This window comes from Proteiniphilum sp. X52 (assembly GCF_003712195.1).
GTDB lineage: Bacteria > Bacteroidota > Bacteroidia > Bacteroidales > Dysgonomonadaceae > Proteiniphilum.
In genome coordinates this window covers 36,859-54,549 of sequence record NZ_RDSD01000012.1, presented here as the reverse complement: position 1 = coordinate 54,549, position 17,691 = coordinate 36,859, and the positions used below count along the sequence as shown (strand labels likewise).

General features: G+C 47.5%; 10 protein-coding genes and 1 tRNA gene. 6 read left to right on the top strand and 5 right to left on the bottom strand.

The annotated features are described in order from the left end of the window. Nucleotides 1-2 precede the first annotated feature (2 nt). Together D7D25_RS10760 and D7D25_RS10755 are read left to right on the top strand one after the other, a co-directional pair. Nucleotides 3-3,050: an AAA domain-containing protein gene (locus D7D25_RS10760; protein WP_122968960.1), complete on the top strand. Its 3,048-nt coding sequence runs from the start codon at nucleotides 3-5 to the stop codon at nucleotides 3,048-3,050. A 165-nt stretch (nucleotides 3,051-3,215) separates the two neighbouring features. Further along, nucleotides 3,216-3,286, top strand: a tRNA-Gln gene (locus tag D7D25_RS10755). A gap of 256 nt (nucleotides 3,287-3,542) precedes the next feature. Here the strand turns inward: D7D25_RS10755 and D7D25_RS10750 are convergent. The 4 genes from D7D25_RS10750 to D7D25_RS10735 form a co-directional block, all read right to left on the bottom strand. Continuing rightward, nucleotides 3,543-4,166, bottom strand: a complete 624-nt coding sequence (locus D7D25_RS10750) for a superoxide dismutase (protein ID WP_221408002.1) — start codon at nucleotides 4,164-4,166, stop codon at nucleotides 3,543-3,545. Between the two features lie 259 nt (nucleotides 4,167-4,425). Then, nucleotides 4,426-6,720 carry a BamA/TamA family outer membrane protein gene (locus tag D7D25_RS10745; protein WP_122968959.1) on the bottom strand — a complete coding sequence of 765 codons (2,295 nt, stop codon included), beginning with the start codon at nucleotides 6,718-6,720 and terminating at the stop codon, nucleotides 4,426-4,428. Nucleotides 6,721-6,879: 159 nt separating this feature from the next. Then, nucleotides 6,880-11,325: a translocation/assembly module TamB domain-containing protein gene (locus D7D25_RS10740; protein WP_148038908.1), complete on the bottom strand. Its 4,446-nt coding sequence runs from the start codon at nucleotides 11,323-11,325 to the stop codon at nucleotides 6,880-6,882. A 278-nt stretch (nucleotides 11,326-11,603) separates the two neighbouring features. Continuing rightward, nucleotides 11,604-12,830: an S-adenosylmethionine:tRNA ribosyltransferase-isomerase gene (locus D7D25_RS10735; protein ID WP_122968957.1), complete on the bottom strand. Its 1,227-nt coding sequence runs from the start codon at nucleotides 12,828-12,830 to the stop codon at nucleotides 11,604-11,606. Nucleotides 12,831-13,004: 174 nt separating this feature from the next. On the opposite strand from D7D25_RS10735, the gene D7D25_RS10730 reads away from it, so the two are divergent. Beyond that, nucleotides 13,005-14,093 carry a DUF2027 domain-containing protein gene (locus D7D25_RS10730; RefSeq protein ID WP_122968956.1) on the top strand — a complete coding sequence of 363 codons (1,089 nt, stop codon included), beginning with the start codon at nucleotides 13,005-13,007 and terminating at the stop codon, nucleotides 14,091-14,093. Nucleotides 14,094-14,107: 14 nt separating this feature from the next. After that, nucleotides 14,108-14,719 carry an LEA type 2 family protein gene (locus D7D25_RS10725; protein WP_122968955.1) on the top strand — a complete coding sequence of 204 codons (612 nt, stop codon included), beginning with the start codon at nucleotides 14,108-14,110 and terminating at the stop codon, nucleotides 14,717-14,719. On the opposite strand, the gene D7D25_RS10720 is transcribed toward D7D25_RS10725, so the two are convergent. Beyond that, the gene (locus D7D25_RS10720) at nucleotides 14,705-15,484 is read right to left on the bottom strand and encodes an acyl-[acyl-carrier-protein] thioesterase (protein ID WP_122968954.1); all 780 of its coding nucleotides are present in this window, start codon (nucleotides 15,482-15,484) and stop codon (nucleotides 14,705-14,707) included. The two genes, D7D25_RS10725 and D7D25_RS10720, sit on opposite strands and share 15 nt — an antisense overlap. Before the next feature lie 211 nt (nucleotides 15,485-15,695). Between D7D25_RS10720 and D7D25_RS10715 the strand changes: the two genes are divergently transcribed. Together D7D25_RS10715 and ruvA are read left to right on the top strand one after the other, a co-directional pair. Continuing rightward, entirely contained in the window at nucleotides 15,696-16,913 is a 1,218-nt protein-coding gene (locus D7D25_RS10715; protein ID WP_122968953.1) for an L-serine ammonia-lyase, read from the top strand. A 145-nt stretch (nucleotides 16,914-17,058) separates the two neighbouring features. After that, complete coding sequence (gene ruvA, locus D7D25_RS10710; RefSeq protein ID WP_122968952.1) at nucleotides 17,059-17,649, top strand: Holliday junction branch migration protein RuvA; 591 nt, start codon at nucleotides 17,059-17,061, stop codon at nucleotides 17,647-17,649. The last annotated feature ends 42 nt before the right edge of the window (nucleotides 17,650-17,691 follow it).

Genomic DNA, 17,691 nt, shown 5'->3' with positions numbered 1-17,691 from the left:
GCATGACCGGATCTTCCGTTTTTCCCGTAGGCATTTCCACTGATGCTATCCGTGTCCAACTACTCAAAGTCGACCGGGAGAGAAAATTACTTATCTGCATGACCATGGAGAATCCGGGGACAGCGCTGATTGCCAGATATGGGATTTCGCCTGAGAACAGCGCCTTTGACAGTTCGGTGGAAAGATTTCAGGAGGGAGGCCACCTGAACCTGATAGATTGTATTATCGACGGGGATGGTTTCCTTATCCCTAACTATATCATCCTCGAGCCTGATTACCTGATCGATGCTTCCGCCATCGCGGAGTGTTTTCAGGATTATTTGACATCCCCGCTTCACTATTTCCGCAACAAATTTGAAGAAAAGGAAAACCGCTCTTATCTGCTACTGGGTAATTTGGCGAACTTCTTCCTCGACGAACTGGTATTTGCTGAAAATCCCGAAGAGGTTTCCTTCCGGGATGTGTTCCTGCGATCGTTTAAACAATCGCCTTTCGAATATACCAGTTGTGAAGATATCCTTTCCGACAGTGATTTCCGGGCATTCATGGAAAAAGCGCGAAGTCAGTTTGAAAATATCAAACGGGTAATTCGTGAGGATTTCCCCGGCCGGGGCATCGATTTACATCACTGTACGCTGGAGCCTTCATTCTTTTGCGAACGGTTCGGATTCCAGGGGCGACTCGACTTGCTACAAGCCCAATCCGAAGAGACAGACGCCCGGATTGTGGAATTGAAATCGGGCAGGTTACCGTACCCCTCCTCCGACAGCAATAAAATCACACTTAATCATGAAGTGCAGACCGCCGTGTACCGCCTGATGATAGAGACTGTCTTCGGCAAGAACGTACAGGGAGTAGATGCCTCCATCCTCTATTCAACGGGATCCCGTCCGGGGGAGAACCTTCGTGCCGCGAGGGTAAATGGCGCATTGGAAAAGTCGATCCTGAATATCCGCAACCTGATCGTGGCCAATGAGCAGATGCTGATCCGCGGGGAAAACAGAGATACGGAGGCGTTGTTTGAATCGCTGTTCAATCTCCTCCGGAGAGAACAAAAACTGCCCGAATTCTTCACCGGGAAAATTGAACGGATACGCGCGCTGTTGTCGGGTTGCAGCGAAACGGAACTCACCTTTTTCTATCGCTATACCCGGTTTATCTCAAGGGAATTGTATCATCAAAAAATCGGTGACATAGCCCATGAAACGCCGACGGGTACGGCATCATTATGGAATAGCGCTTTCAGCCAACGAGCCGAAGCGTTGGACGTACTTTTCAATCTTACTATCCTGACCATAGATGATTCGGGACAGGACATGACGATCTTATTCGCGCGCAACCATACAGAAAACGATATTGTCAATTTCAGGGAAGGTGAGATATGTATTGTCTATCCAAGACAAGATGACAATGATACGGTACTGAACCGGCAGATACTGAAAGGCGCTATCGCGCGGATCACAGCCGAGACAGTAGAGGTGCGTTTTCGCTATAAGCAGAAAAACCGCCGCTTTTTTGAAGAAAACCGGCTCTGGGCCATAGAGCACGATTCGCTGGACTCCAGTTACAACAGCATGTACAAAAGTCTCTTCTCTTTTCTGGGCGCATCTCCGAAAAAGAAAAATATACTGATGGGATTGGCGCTTCCGGGAACAAGTGATGACGCCTCGGGGGAAAATAAAGCTTGTGGAAAAGAAAATCATCCCACAGAAACTCCTCAAGAGGCAGATTATCCGGAAAATATCATCCGGAAAGCCATGAGCGCCCAGGACTATTTCCTGATCGTGGGGCCTCCCGGTACCGGGAAGACATCGATCTTTGCCCGCCGACTTATCGAGGAATATCACGCTCAACCGGGGAAAAATATTATGGTACTGGCTTATACCAACCGTGCTGTGGACGAGTTGTGCGAAGCCATCAACGCCGCCTTCGGATCTGAAAAGGGAGAATGTGACGCCTATATCCGGGTGGGGACGGAGCTTTCTTGTGCCGAAACCTACCGACACCGGTTACTGCAAAGGATTTCGGAGAAAGCCAGAGATAGGGAGTCATTGCGGCAGGAGATAGAGCGGACACGTATATACATTTCCACCCTCGCTTCCGTCAACGGACGGATGGAGCTTTTCAATCTCAAACATTTTCATGTGGCCATCATTGATGAGGCTTCGCAGATACTGGAACCACAGATCATCGGTCTTCTCCCCCGGTTCGACCGGTTTATCATGATCGGTGACCACCATCAGCTATCCACCATCGTATTGCAGGAGAGTCAATTTTCAGCTATCCACGAGCCGGTATTGCGTGAGGCTGGATTTATGGATTGCCGTGATTCTTTATTTGAACGACTGTTGCGCCTCTGCAAAGCGAAAGGATGGCATCATGCCTACGCGCAACTCACCCGTCAGGGGCGGATGCACAACGATATTGCCGCTTTTCCGGCAACCTTTTTCTATTCCGGCAACCTTTTCCCCGCACTCGACTGGCAATGGGAAGAGTGGAAACCGCGCAGCCCGTCAGACAACCTCTTCGACCGGTGGATAGCCGCCAAACGCACCGCCTTTTTTTCGACGGAAAAAATCCATGGATCCCCTACTTCCGACAAAATCAATGAGGCTGAAGCAGATCTGATCATAACACTTCTCACTTCCATCCGTAATGTGTATGAAGCCAATGGCACTGTATTCGACACCCAGGCTGTGGGGATTATCGCTCCCTACCGGAACCAGATCGCCTTCATCAAACATAAGTTGTCATTGGCAGGAATCCCCCATTGGGAGAAAATCATGATCGATACCGTAGAACGCTATCAGGGGAGCCAGCGCGATGTAATCCTGGTTTCGTTCTGTGCAAATAAACCCTATCAGATGGACTTTCTCTGTAATCCGAACCATGACGGAACGGTGGACAGGAAACTCAACGTAGCGATTACCCGCGCACGCCGGCAACTTTTTCTTGTCGGCAATGCCACTGTCCTGCGTGAATCCCCGGTCTATGCAGCCCTACTCGATTTTTACAAGGAAAAGGATAGTTATTGGGCAGTTGTCCGGTAGTTATCCAATGGTAAAATACGAAACAAGCGAGTGAACAACCCACAAATTGCGAACAAATGCGGAGCCGAACAATGGGAGCGAAGCGAATGAATAACGACGCGAGCCAAATTTTTTTTGTGGAACTTTTTTTTGTTGTGACAATTTTTTATACCTTTGCAATCCAATTGTCTTATGGTGTAATGGTAGCACAACAGATTCTGGTCCTGTTTGTCCAGGTTCGAGTCCTGGTAAGACAACAAGTTACCTGGAAATCAATATTTCTTTGAAAGATGCGAATAAATGTCGGATTGATAAATCATCGGTCCGACATTTTTTATAGTGAAAATCTTCTCTTCTTTCCAATCCACCTGTAAATATCGGTGCTTTCATTCATTATTATTGTGCCGGTTTTTCAAATTACCATCTTCGCTCATAATTACAGTTTCGTCTTCCCCTTTGCGAGAAGGAGAAGACGAAACCAATTGAAAAGAGAGAAAGAGAAAAGAGAAAAGATTACTGCTCCTTCGAAAGTGCTTCTTCGTAATTCTTTTCCACGGCCGCCCAATCGAGAACAGACCAGAAAGCATCGAGATAATCGGCCCGCTTGTTTTGATATTTCAGGTAATAGGCATGTTCCCAAACGTCCACACCCAGGATCGGACAGCCTTGATTAGCCGGGTCGGTATCCATTAAGGGATTATCCTGATTAGGAGTTGCAACCACAGCCAGAGATCCGTCCCCCTTTACTACTAACCAAGCCCAACCAGATCCAAACTGGCCTAAACCGGCTTGCTTGACCCGCGCTTTGAGTTCGTCGAGGCTTCCAAAATATTTATTTATCTCTTCCGCCAATTTCCCCTCAGGAGCAGTTTTGGGTGTTGCAGACAAAATTTTCCAGAAAACAGAGTGATTGTAATGTCCCCCTCCATTATTCCTGACAGCAGGAGCATACTTACTTACCTCCTTCAGAATTCCTTTCAACTCTTTAGACTCGGCGTCGGTCCCTGCAATAGCCTTATTCAGATTGTCAACATACGCTTGATGATGACGCTGGTGATGGATAGTCATCGTCGCGGTATCAAAGTGAGGTTCTAACGCATCATAAGCATAAGGCAGTTCAGGTAATGTGTAACTCATAATTTTACTTTTTAGATGTTTACTATTATATAGTTCCGTAAATACATATACCAATCAACAATAAAACAATTATTTTGTTGTTTTATTGTATTCATTTAACAAATCGGAACAAATTCAGCATAAAACCACTGCTTCAACAGGCTTGCATTGGCAGGAATCGGCGGGAGGTTATCCCCTGCCGGCAGTGTTTTCGGTTCACACGCCGATTTTGAGAAGCGGAGCCACACTCTATTTTAGCCTATCAGGGCGGTTTAGCTCATCAGAAGGGATAACCAATGGCGAAGTGGAAAGCAAAATCGCGCCGGAAATCCGGTCGGAAGATGGTCCATCGGGTACCTTCAGCAAGCGCGGGATTATGCGCCTTCATCCCACCGTCCACACGGATAAGCAGAAAATTGAGATCCAAACGCAGACCAAGCCCGTATGCCACGGCCAGTTCCTTGTAAAAACTGTTCCACCGGAACATACCGCCCGGTTGCTCCACATAATCCCTGATAGTCCATATATTCCCGGCATCGACAAAAGAGGCCAGTTCAAACAGATTGGTCAACTTGTGCCGGTACTCCACACTGAAGTCGAGTTTCACATCTCCTATCTTACGGCCGAAATCGGAGCCTTTGGAGTCGAGGCTATATGTTCCCGGGCCCAACGTACGGGTGCTCCATCCCCTCACACTGTTCGCGCCGCCGCCAAAATAACGCTTTTCAAAAGGAAGGACGTTGGAGTTCCCATAAGGGTAAGCCACACCCGCTGCCAGGTGAGTTGCGAGGGTATTTTTATCGTCGAAAGCATACGACGCCGATATGTCGAAATCCCCTTTCACATACTCCGAATACGGTGATTTAAAAAATGTATGGTATCCGTCCTCATTTACTTCACCCCCACCCAGGCCGGTAACGATACGGGGCAGCCACCCCGCCACCTCTATACCCGAACGAACCCGGATCGGGACAGCCGGCATACTCCGTCTCCCAAGACGATTATAATTGGTATGCGTGACACTGTAAGCAGTGCGTACAATAAGTTGCTCTTCGAAACTATAGCGTAAAATAGGCGTGTCGTCACTCATATAAAGTTCTCTGAAGCGTTCGGAAGTGCGGGGCATTCTTACATAGGTGACACCTATCGGTTCCAGCATATGCTGTAATCGCCACTCCATAGAGGCCCACTGAAAACGGGTGGATAGGTTAAAGAACTGGCGCAGGTAATCCGGCCGGTTCTGATAGTTGATCCCCCCGGAAAATTCCGTCGATGCCGATGGCTGGTCCCTGAGCGGCTTCATCAACCATGGAAGCAGCAACTGCGGAATGGAGAGGAACACTTCGGCTCCGTACTCGTAGTAACTGTTATCGATGAGATTCAGGCTGTCGGAAGCCGTGATAAATTCATAAGCGGCATTCAGCTGAATACGGAATGTTTCCCCTCCCTTCAGGAAGTTACGGTGTTCATAGGTCACGTTACCGGCAACGCCCAGGTCGCCCGCCGAATTGGTGCCATCCACCCCGAACTGTGTATAGTGCTGGTTTCCCGGGAAGAGGGTGATTCTTGTATCTATATAGGCGGAATCGTCGCGCACAACAGGTGTCAGGTTGATTGCCGTCTGATTTACCGGTCCCATCCCGTTCAACGAAGAATAGGTTCGCTCCACCACCCTGTCGGCATAAAGCCGTCCGGGACGCAGAAAGGTGTTATAGTATATGGCCCGGGGACGCAGGAAGCGATCCTTTTCCGAAATGATCCGCATCCCCCGGTATTCAATGGTATCTAAAGGGATATGGCGGGTCGAATCTTCCAAAAGAGTCTGATCCACCCCGTTGATCACAGTTACATTCCCCATATGATACTGCTGGTGGAATGTAGAATCGGTAGGATTATTCAGGGCAAGCGTCACATCCACCTGGTTAATTCCCACCGTAGTGTCGGCAATAAAATAGAAATTATCCTTCAAAAAATTATAATATCCCCTATTCCTCAGTATGGTGGTCATCCTTTCCCTACCTTCCTCTAACACGGAGAGATCAAAAATATCGCCTTCCTTCATCAACTCGAGCTGTTTGCTCCGGTTCAGGATGTTATAAATAGTAGTATCCGCCGAATGGATAGTGTCGGTAAAAGTGCGGATACGGTGCGGTTCGTTGCCCGTCACATTATAAGTGACATTGGCTTTTTTATCTTTTTTCACCACGGCGGTATCCACCTCGGCATTCAGGTATCCCTTATTTTTGAGGTGCAACCGGATCTGTTCTGCCGAAATAACGGCCAACTGCTCGTTATAAAGTACCGGCGGCTCACCGTATTTGAGAAGCAATCTGTTCATCCATGTGGAGGTATCATCGGGGATATTGTACATATGCAGCTTCACCCTTCCCAATAAGATCATCGACGAGTTGGGTTTCTGCCGTATATAAGGCTTCAGGGTGGAGGAGCCCATACCTCTCACATCTGATTTTATATCGGTCTTGTTGAGAAGGTAACTCCCATCAGGCACTTTCTTGGTAATATTACAAGCGCCTAATATAAATATCCACAATATAAGGACTATATATTTCTTCATATAATCAGCAGAGTAAAATTTCAAATCACTAATCACCAATTAATAACCAACACATTATCATTATTCCCCAAGGCAGATTGCGCCGACTTGCGGGGATGGCCCCATTCATCAATCAATCGGTCACTACTTGTCCCGACTTGCGGGGATCATCGCATCACATCATCGCTCCTCTTCCTCCTTTGGTCTGACAAACCTGAAATCAAATAACTTTCTGAATAATTTAGCCTCCCGGGTAACCATGACCCCTACCCCTTGCGTGGTGGGGGCGCGGCGGTAAAACCGTTGATTGGCCCTGTTAAATGCCCTCAGCATAAGCCATGAATTGATATCATACTCCAATTCAAACTCACCCAGAAATGCCTGATGGCCGGCTTCCATACTGTTTTCACCGTAGCTCAGGTTCGTATTGATACGCAACCGGTTATTCATCAAACGGGTAGACACATCCACTCCCATCCTCACGTTATCGAGACTACCGTCGACCGACTGCAGATTGGTACTAATCGACCAGTTGTCGCTCAGCGCGCTGGCAAAAAGGGCGTCCAACCCCCGGGAGAGGGTGTTGGCCGCGAGTTTCGTAAATACCGACGAACCAAAGTTCATGTCCGGAGACCCTTCCGAAGGTATAAAGTTACCGGTAGTAGCCAGATAGGCGAATTGAAGGATTTTTGTTTCTTCATTAGAGAGAAAACCGTTTACCCGTTGTTGAATATCATTGGAGCTCTCCGGCAGTTCAATATCATATTGCAGATCCATCCCTTCCAGATTTCCCCTGATCTGAAGTAACGCATTCACAGCTACCCGCGTATTGGCGAGTTGCGTGGAAAATGAGGGGTGGAGTGCGGCCAGATCTGCTTTTACGGGCAGATAGGCAGTGACATTGAACTGGGTGTTCATCGGATTCCCTACCATGGAGAGCCTGCTCCCTTCCCGGATATTAAACTCTATCGTACGAAGATTCTGGAGGTTATAATGAAACTTCCCACTGTTAATAACATAGTCTCCATACAGTAAAACCGACGGTGTGGATCGGGAATTGAAATTGACATTCAATTCACCTTCTCCACTTATTTCAAGCGCATCACCGGTAGTCGGATCGAGTACCACACCCGCCTGGAGTAACGGATTGAGGTTCACGGCAATTGCCATCACGATAGGAATACTTCTGGGCACATTCGTGTTAAGTTGTGTTGCGGCCTTTTCATTCTTACGTAGAAACGCCAGCGAATCGGGTTCCCGGGATTTGCCGCTGACATACACTATGCCGCTGTATTCCGTTGCTGTGGCTGTTTGTGGAATCACCACGGTGACATCTGACTTGCTTGAACTGGTCAAATTCCCATTGCCAAAAATTCCGGCGGGAGATCCTGTCACTTTCAGTTCTCCGGAGAGTTTCAGGTTGCCATAGGCCATCAGGTCGGTCCGGTCCGCATTGTTCAGCAGCATGAAGTCGTTGAGACGGATACCGGCATTATACACCATACGCCCGAAATTGGTATGTGACAGGCTTACGTTCAAAGTGGCTGTATGATTGTCCTGGTCACGGATCACCAGATCTTTCAATCCCACATTATCCCTGCTGATTTCTATGGTATCGGATATATAATAGGTCACATTGGTAAATGCCACCTTCATCATACCATCATCAATTCCGAGCCATCCTTCCGTGATGGGTTCGGAAAGTGTGCCGCTCACGTGTATATTAGAATTTAATCGTCCGTTCAATTCACTAAAAACACCGGTGGTAAGCGGCTGGATCGCCATCAGCTTAAAGTCTGCAATCGAGAGGTTCACATCCATGGGAAACGGGCTGTCATCTCCGGTAGGAATATATCCTTTGATATCGAGGCTGCGTTCTCCTCCCTCCTCGAGCCACGCATTCAGATTAAGGCCGGAGAGGAGGTTATCCCAATCCGCATTGATCCGGAAAGTACCAATTGTGTCACCATGCACGGTAATGTTATCCACCCGGAGTTCTTCGGTGCGTATCATCGGATTATCCAGTGCCTGCCGCACATAGATATCTCCATTGATGGAGCCGGTGAAGTTGGTTACATTAAACGCGTTGAGAATATTTGCCAGTTCCGTATTGTTGAAATAGATCCGTATGTTGTCGGCTTCACTTTTGGATGCGACCCCGTCAATTCCCAGCAAAAGCATGTCATCTTCACTGATCCCGAAATTGGAAATGGCGATGCGGTCTGTACTGTAGGCGATAGCGGCATCGCTAAAGTCGATCTGTCTGTTGTTGAACATGATGGTGGCAGGAGGTATACGGATGTTTGCCGCCAACTGGTCGTCAATATCACGTCGGAATCCCATTGTGATGATCAGTTCCCCGTTGGAGTTGGTATTGTTTTGTTTCATATCGAACGACAAGCGGTTAATCACCGAATCCGACGCCGCGTCACTATCCAGTTTCACATTCATATATCCGTTATTCTGTACCAGGTAACTGTTCAGATCCAGTCCGAGACCGGACGTGCGGTTGCGTAGGCTCATCTTCGTCTCCCGGATATCATTGCTTCCCACCATTATCCGGGGAAGATGCGCGTCGATCCGCAGCGATTCCTCCGCCGTCATGTCCACACGGCCGGAAATGGTCGCCAGCTCCACATTATAGAACGGAAGGGAAAGCGCATAGGAGATATCCTCGGTATTTTGAAGTTGAATATTGAACTGAAAATTATTCTTGCCGGCTTGCACTTGCTCCTTCTCCTCATTGTCAACGATTACGGAGGGAAGATGGGGATGGATTGACCGCATCAACTCCGCGCCGATAGTGGAGAAATAGTAATCACCCGTGATATTGCCTTCAAAAAAAGAGGAGATGAATTCAATCTTCTTTCCCTGGCCCTCATCGGGCAATGCCTGCAGATAGATCGCCCCAGGGTTATAGAAGAAATTACTGTCTGCCAGCGAAATGTTATCAATCACGACCATTCCGGTCAGGTCATCTATCGAACTACCTGAGAGATTTCCATCGATATTCACACTGAGATAAGGATCTTTCCAACTCTCGATCGTGACAAAGGGGGAGAGATCAAGCCGTTCCACATTCCCTTTTACATCAAACTTCATTGCTTCCCCAAATGAGATGTCCGCGGAGAGATCAAATTTATTTCTCTCCATATCGGAACGGATATCAGCAACGACACTATTGCCGCCATACACCCCGTCGAAGAAAATATCACTGTAAAGGTAGTCCCTGAAAGATGTCGACACGATCCGGCCATCGGCTGCCACAGTAATTTTTGAGTCCTGAAGGATAGATAATTTGAGATCCGTATCTATGGTGGTATTCCCTATTCCGGCATCCTCTCCGATGATATTGCCCACTTTTATATTATTGGCCGTCACCGGCCCTTCAAAAACAAGACTTTTAAATTCATTCCCTATACGCCCGGTCCCGTTGAGTTTCACATTGCCTTGATCTGTAACCACCTCACCGTCATAAAGGAATTGTCTCAAACGGCCGTCAGCCTTCATCCGGAGATTGAGATCGCCCATAGCCACCAACTGTTCTGGAGAAGCGAATTCAGGTGTGCCGATACGGATCAATGCTTGCAGGTCTTCCTGTGAGACAGACAGATTGCGCAGATTCACGTGCAGTTCCCCGTTGTTGATATCACCGTAATCAGAGATCGATCCGGCGACATTGATTTGGGTGTCGGAACCATACCGGAAAGCCAGATTATTCAACTCAACCTGAGGCAACGTACCCTCCGCGCTGATTTCAAACGAGATCGGCTTATCGAGATGGGCAAAACGGGAAACAAAAATATTTATATCCAGCGGATCGATCTGATTACTTTCCGCAGTAAGAGAAAATAGTTTTGACTCAAGATCGTAAGCCGCATCTTTGACTTGGATACGCGACTCGTTCAAAGCAACCGTCACCCCGTCACTGCTGAGCAAAGTGCCCTCCCCCTTTATCCGGGCTTTCAAATTATTCAGAGTAAGGCCCGCATTCTTTTCCAGAAAATTGAGATGATTCACTTCAGCATGCATGTCTTCCAGGCTCAGAAAATCCACGCTCCCCCTAAAATTAAGATCTTCAATATCTATATGACTGACATTAAAGGCTCCCGGAGTGCCCGGCATCGAAAGAATATCATAGCGCAGTTTTCCATTCTTCAATATTGCCTCGTTGGCGGTAATACGCCATGGTTTCTTCTCCTCCACCCGCGTGGTATCTTTCTCTTTGGCAAAAGCATCAATAATAAACTGGAAATTGAATGGGTCGTCGGGCGATTCACGATGAACATTGGCGGTAAAATTCTCGATACCCGCCTTGTGTACCGTCACCTTATTCCTTAAGAGATCCAGTGCATGGATGCGGACCGCGATCTTGCCGACATACAGCAATGTATCCTGCCGCAGGTCTTCCACATACACCCCTTCAAGTTCCACGGTATTAAAAAGACGGATACGGATACTCTCCAGATTGACTTTCGTTCCGATGAGTGGCCTGAATTTTTCCAACGCCACGTTCGCCATACTCTTCTGTACCGCGGGAATGCTGAAAACAATGAAAAGTGTTATATTCAACAATATGACACTAATAACGATAATGGCGAATACGCGTGCAATTTTAGCGACCAACTTAATTGAAATATTAAAATGAAAGACTTCCGATTACATCATTCGTTTTCAATTCTTATCGCACAATTTCTTCGTTCGGCAAAATAAACAAATTCACTTCGCTCCCACTGAACGAAATAGTGCTGGCAACAGCATAATCCAAAGGAGTTTGACATATGCTCGCGTGGCTGAATGAAAACGTTGATTATTCAACGATGCAATGATACGAAAAAAATAGGGTAAAAAACCGTATATGAGGAAGTTTTTAACCAAAAATAGGCTTTTTGTATTTTATTCTACTATTTCCACAACAAGGAACTATCGCCATAACTCAGAAACCGATAATCATTCTCCAGCGCATAGTCGTATATCTTATGCCAATCATCACCCACGAATGCTGAGACAAGCAGCAAGAGTGTGCTTTGAGGCTGATGAAAATTCGTGATAATGGCATTGGGAAAATGAAATTCGTAGCCAGGCACAATCATCAGTCGGGTGGAAGAGATGAGCCGTTGCCGCCCGGTCTCTTCGAGATGACGGAGAATATTGCGGAGCGCCTGCTTGGGGGCGATATCCGGTGTACCATCATACGGTTCCCATTGCTTCACGTCCAGTTCATGACCCGACAACCCGGGATTAACACCCAGTTTCTTTCCTATATAGTAAAGGCTCTCCACGGTACGCATGGAGGTGGTTCCCACCGCCACGACCTTCCCTGAATGATGCAGCAACTGCTCAATCGTCTCTTTTGGCACAGAGATAAATTCGGCATGCATCTCATGGTCGGCAATGGTTTCGCTTTTCACCGGTTTGAAGGTGCCCGCACCCACATGCAGGGTTACCTCTGCCGTTCGGATTCCTTTCTGACGAAGCCGCCCCATCATCCCTTCCGTGAAGTGTAATCCGGCAGTGGGTGCCGCCACAGACCCTTCGAAACGGGAGTAGACTGTTTGATAAGTCTCATCGTCTTTTGCTTCCGAAGGACGATTCAGATAAGGAGGAACAGGCAACTTCCCGGCAATTTCCAATAATTCCGAAAATGTAAACTCCTCATTGTCCCAGGAGAACCGCACCACCGTATCATCACCATCCGTAACCCCGGCCTTTTCAACCTTCAGCCCCACTATGCCTTTATTGACGGGTATCCGCATCTGTAAGGGCTCTCCTTTCCATCGCTTGGCATTCCCGATCATACAATTCCATGAACATGCGCGGCGTTGCTGAAAATTCACCCCATAGTCGGCCGGATAATGCGGCGAGAGGCAAAATACTTCAATCTGGGCACCGGTTTCCTTTTGAAACAACAAACGGGCATGAATCACCCGGGTATCATTAAACAGGAGCAAACTTCCTTCCGGAAGCAACTCCGGCAGTTCACTGAACTGGAAGGTGCTGATCTGCAAACCGCTGTACAACAACAGCTTGGATGCGTCTCTTTGTGGAAGGGGGTATTTCGCTATTCTATCGTCGGGAAGAGGATAATTATATTGGGATATTTGCAGTTGACGGATCTTTTCCTTTTGCATCTGATTTTTTAATCTTACATTTTTTTACTATCACAAAAATGATTTTTCGTAATAATTAATGATTTTATTCCGCAAAATTAGTCAACTTTGCAATACGTAACAAGAATAAAAGGGTCAAACAGGCGCTTCCGTCATAAACACGCCTTGACAAATGAAACACGCTGAGATATTAGAATGAATAAATTAACAATAGGAGCCACGGTCCGTTTTCTCAATACGGTAGGGGGAGGGATTGTAAAGGGATTCCGAAACAAACAGGTGGTAATCGTGGAAGATGAACATGGCTTCGACGTGCCGGTACTGATTTCGGAATGCGTGGTGGTGCAACCGGCAGGTAACGAAAAGCCGGGACAATTGACCGAAAAGGAGGAGTTCTCTTATGATACAGTTCCCGCCCCTTCAGGATTCAACCCACCAGCGGGAGAGAAAAAGGAGGAAGAATTGCCTGAAGAAACTCCGGAAGGAGAGAAGATCACAGCCTGTCTGGCATGGCTTCCCATGGATATAAAGAATCTGTCATCCACAACCTACGAATGTTATTTCGTGAACGACAGTAATTACTATCTCTTTTTTAATTACATGAGCCGGGAAGGAGATTCCCTGAAAATACGCTATAGCGGGCTTATCGAACCGAACACCAAAATATTTCTGGAAGAACTCGAAAAAGGAGATCTTAATGAAATAGGGAAGGTGACCGTGCAGTTCATCGCATTCAAGCGGAACAAACCCTTCAGTGCCAAGAATCCCTGTTCGGTGGAACTGCGTGTCGATACGGTGAAGTTCTATAAGTTGCATAGTTTTCATGAGAACGATTACTTCGAAGACGATGCCATTACCTGTTTTATCATGCGAAATGATATCCCGGAAGATAAGCTTCGCATTTCCGCAGGTGATCTGGAGCAGGCCATGAAAGAAAAAAAAAGGCAGGACGATCGACCGCGGAGAGCACGGATCGAAAAAGCAAGGAAAGAGACCACAACCGAAGTCGATCTTCATATTGACGCATTGCTTGACTCCACCGCGGGAATGAATAATGCGGAAATACTGGAATATCAGTTGAATAAATTCAATGAGGTGATGAATGAACATATTCATCGCAAAAATCACAAAATTGTGTTTATCCACGGGAAAGGGGATGGCGTACTCAGGAATGCCATCATCAAAGCGTTGAAAAAGAATTATCCCCAATGTTTTTACCAGGACGCCTCTTTTCGCGAATATGGCTATGGAGCGACCATGGTGAGTATTAAAAAAAACAAATAAATAGTTTTAATCGTATGAAAAAGATGATCCTGCTCCTTAGCGTGGCCTTTCTGTGCAACGGCTGCGACGTAGTGAATAAAATCGGAGGAGCCTACCAACTTTCACAAAGTGAATACCGCTATCGTTCGTTAGACAACATCCAACTGGCAGGGATAAATCTGGGAAATGCTTCTGCCATCTCCGTATCGAAACTGGCATCCATCGCCACCGCGCTGGCCGGGGTATCCACCATGCAAAACATACCGTTCAGCATGACCCTGAATATGGATGTGACCAATCCCAACAAAAACGCCGCTTTCCTTGACGCATTGGATTATGCCATCCTGATCAATGAGATGGAATTTGTGGAAGGAAAAATGGATATCCCTATCCGCATTGAACCGGGAGAGACCAAAGTGGTTCCCATCCCCATCAGCGTCGATCTGAGAAATGTGATGAACCGTTATTCACAACAGCGGGTCGCCAATGAGATGAGCGCTTTTCTGGGAATCACGCCCAATGAGACTTCCGTCACGGTGAAGTTATGGCCCAAATTAACAGTGGGAAACACCGTCCTGAAATCGCCCGCAGCGATTCCTGTAGTATTTAATTTTGGGGGAAAAGACAACGGATCAGGGAAAAATTAACGGGTAAACCGCCTCCTCATCTGCCACCTTTGTCGCCTTCTCAAACAGTATCCGTGCGCGACAAGCAATTCCTTTTTCTGTTGTTTCAACCTGGAAAAGGTAATCTTCGGGAGCAATCATCTGCCGGAGGACCGCTCCTCTGTCGCCATAAGTGATCTCTTTCAGGAAGTTGATCTCAAACCGCCGGATATAATGCTTCCGGTAAAAATCGAGCGAAAAACAATCTGACAACCACTGCACATAATTCAAGCTGTTGGCATGGCCATTGACATCTATTTCACTGTATTTCACGATAAAACTATTGGCCGCCTCCCCTTCCACATTGGCAATCCTGGCCGGCTCATCCAACGGTATACTTTCGTTCACAATAAATTGTTGGATCCCGGGGATAGTATCTAAGCGCACGCTACGGCGTGTCCGCATATTGATGACCGCCCAAGAAGATTTCGCATGTCCGATTACTGTGCCGGCACCGTCCCTCATCCGGAAATTACGGGTAGTAAATGTTGTACCCACATGTTCGATCCAGGTCTCTATGGCAAAGGAATCCTGTTCAGCAGGGAACCGTGCCATATCGATCACCAAGCGTGAAAGCACCCAGGTATAATGCTCCGTCTGTAACTCCAACAGCCCGAAACCGTTTTCTTCCGCGTTCCTGCTCGCAGTCATTAACACCATATTGGTGAGCGACCTAAGTGAAACTCTACGCCGAAAATCGATATCATGCGTCCCAATATCGTAACTGTATTTTTTCTTTGCACTCATTTTTCCCTTCCAACTATTTCGTTCTTAAAACTTCAAAGGTACAAAAATATCCAAAAACGAATTTAACTCTCCGGTGGATCTGTCGACATGGCCTATTAGCCGGCGACAGCCCGTAAGGGTCCATATACCGAAATAAAAAAATAAAATAATCATATGAAATAATCATTACCTTTGCAAAGACTTTGCAGGAACTTAATTTCACATTTATTTTATGCAATCAATCAGAGAACTTTACCGCATCGGGAACGGACCTTCCAGCAGCCATACTATGGGGCCGAAAAAAGCGGCAGCGATGTTCGCCGGAAATCATCCCGAAGCGAAGAAATTCACCGTCACACTTTACGGTAGTTTAGCTGCCACGGGAAAAGGACACTTGACCGACGAAGCAATCCTGAGCGTCCTGGAGCCGGTCGCACCAACCACCATCGAATGGCTGCCGAGGACATTCCTGTCTTATCATCCCAACGCGTTGAAACTGGAGGCATACGACAGCGACGGGAAGGTAACAGGTTCACAGACGGTCTACAGCGTGGGTGGCGGCAAGATTTTCGATGGAGAAAAAACGATCGGGGTCACAGGGAAAGAAGGTAAAGATATTTATCCGATGACCACCCTGACGGAGATAATGGATTGGTGCGAAAAAACCGGAAGAAGCTATTGGGAATATGTGGAAGAGCACGAAGGCAAAGAGATATGGGATTATCTCGCGGAGGTATGGCAGGTAATGAAGAGTGCCGTGGAAAGGGGGCTCGATAATGAAGGGGTATTGCCCGGACCCTTAAGCCTGCATCGTAAAGCGGCAAGTTACTTTATCAAAGCCAAAGGATACAAAGCCTCATTGCAATCGCGGGGACGGGTCTTCGCCTATGCCCTGGCGGTATCGGAAGAGAACGCCTCGGGCGGAGAAATTGTCACGGCGCCTACCTGCGGCTCCTGTGGAGTGGTACCGGCTGTACTTTACCATCTTGAAGAGAGCCGCAGTTTCAGTAAGAACAGGATGCTCCGCGCATTGGCCACTGCGGGCTTAGTGGGTAATATCGTAAAAGAGAATGCCTCTATCTCGGGTGCCGAGGTGGGATGCCAGGGAGAGGTGGGTGTTGCCTGCGCCATGGCTGCCGCGGCAGCCAGTCAGCTCTTCGGGGGAAGTCCCGCCCAGATTGAGTATGCGGCGGAGATGGGGCTGGAGCACCACTTGGGAATGACCTGTGATCCGGTATGTGGACTGGTACAGATCCCCTGCATTGAACGCAATGCCTATGCTGCCGCGAGGGCATTGGACGCCAACCTCTATTCATCATTCACGGACGGCATTCACCGGGTTTCGTTCGACCGAGTGGTGAATGTAATGAAAGAAACGGGACACGACCTGCCATCACTCTATAAGGAGACCGGCGAAGGGGGATTGGCCAAAGGACATACCTTTTCGTGAAATATCCCAGTCGTATGATCAAGTGGCAATCTTACGACTGACAAAAGTGCAATGGAGAGATGGATCTTTTTCTCTCCCGGATATACTTTTTTATAAATTTCACCGTTATAACAGCGGTATTACGTAATCAACTTATTACATCAAAATGATCGATTATATCAAAGGAGAGATAGCGGAACTTACACCAACCTACGCGACACTGGAATGTGGCGGTATCGGCTATCAATTGAATATCTCACTGAACACTTACGGCGCGATCAGCCAGGAATCCACGGCAAAACTCTACGTGTATGAGTCCATCCGTGAGGATGCCCATGTGCTATTCGGGTTCAGGGACAAACATGAGAGGGAACTGTTCCTTTCTCTTATCTCCGTCTCGGGCGTAGGCCCCAGCACAGCAAGGATCATCCTTTCATCCCTCAATTCAAGGGAACTGGAAAATGTGATCGTCACGGAGAACGCCACAGTGCTACAATCCGTAAAAGGGATCGGCGCCAAGACAGCACAAAGAATTATTGTCGATCTGAAAGACAAGATCAAAATGAGTGATGAGGGCGGCACCATTCAACTTCCCACGAAAAGCGACCTCTCCGAGACAGGTCATGCGGCTGTCTCCGCCCTTGTGATGCTCGGCTTCGTACAGGCCGCCTCACAGAAAGTAGTGTCGAAGATATTGAAAGAATCGCCCGCGTTACCGGTGGAAAGCGTGATCAAAGAGGCATTGAAAAGGTTATAACATTGTCGACATTGTCGGCGACCAACTCGCTTCACTCCACCA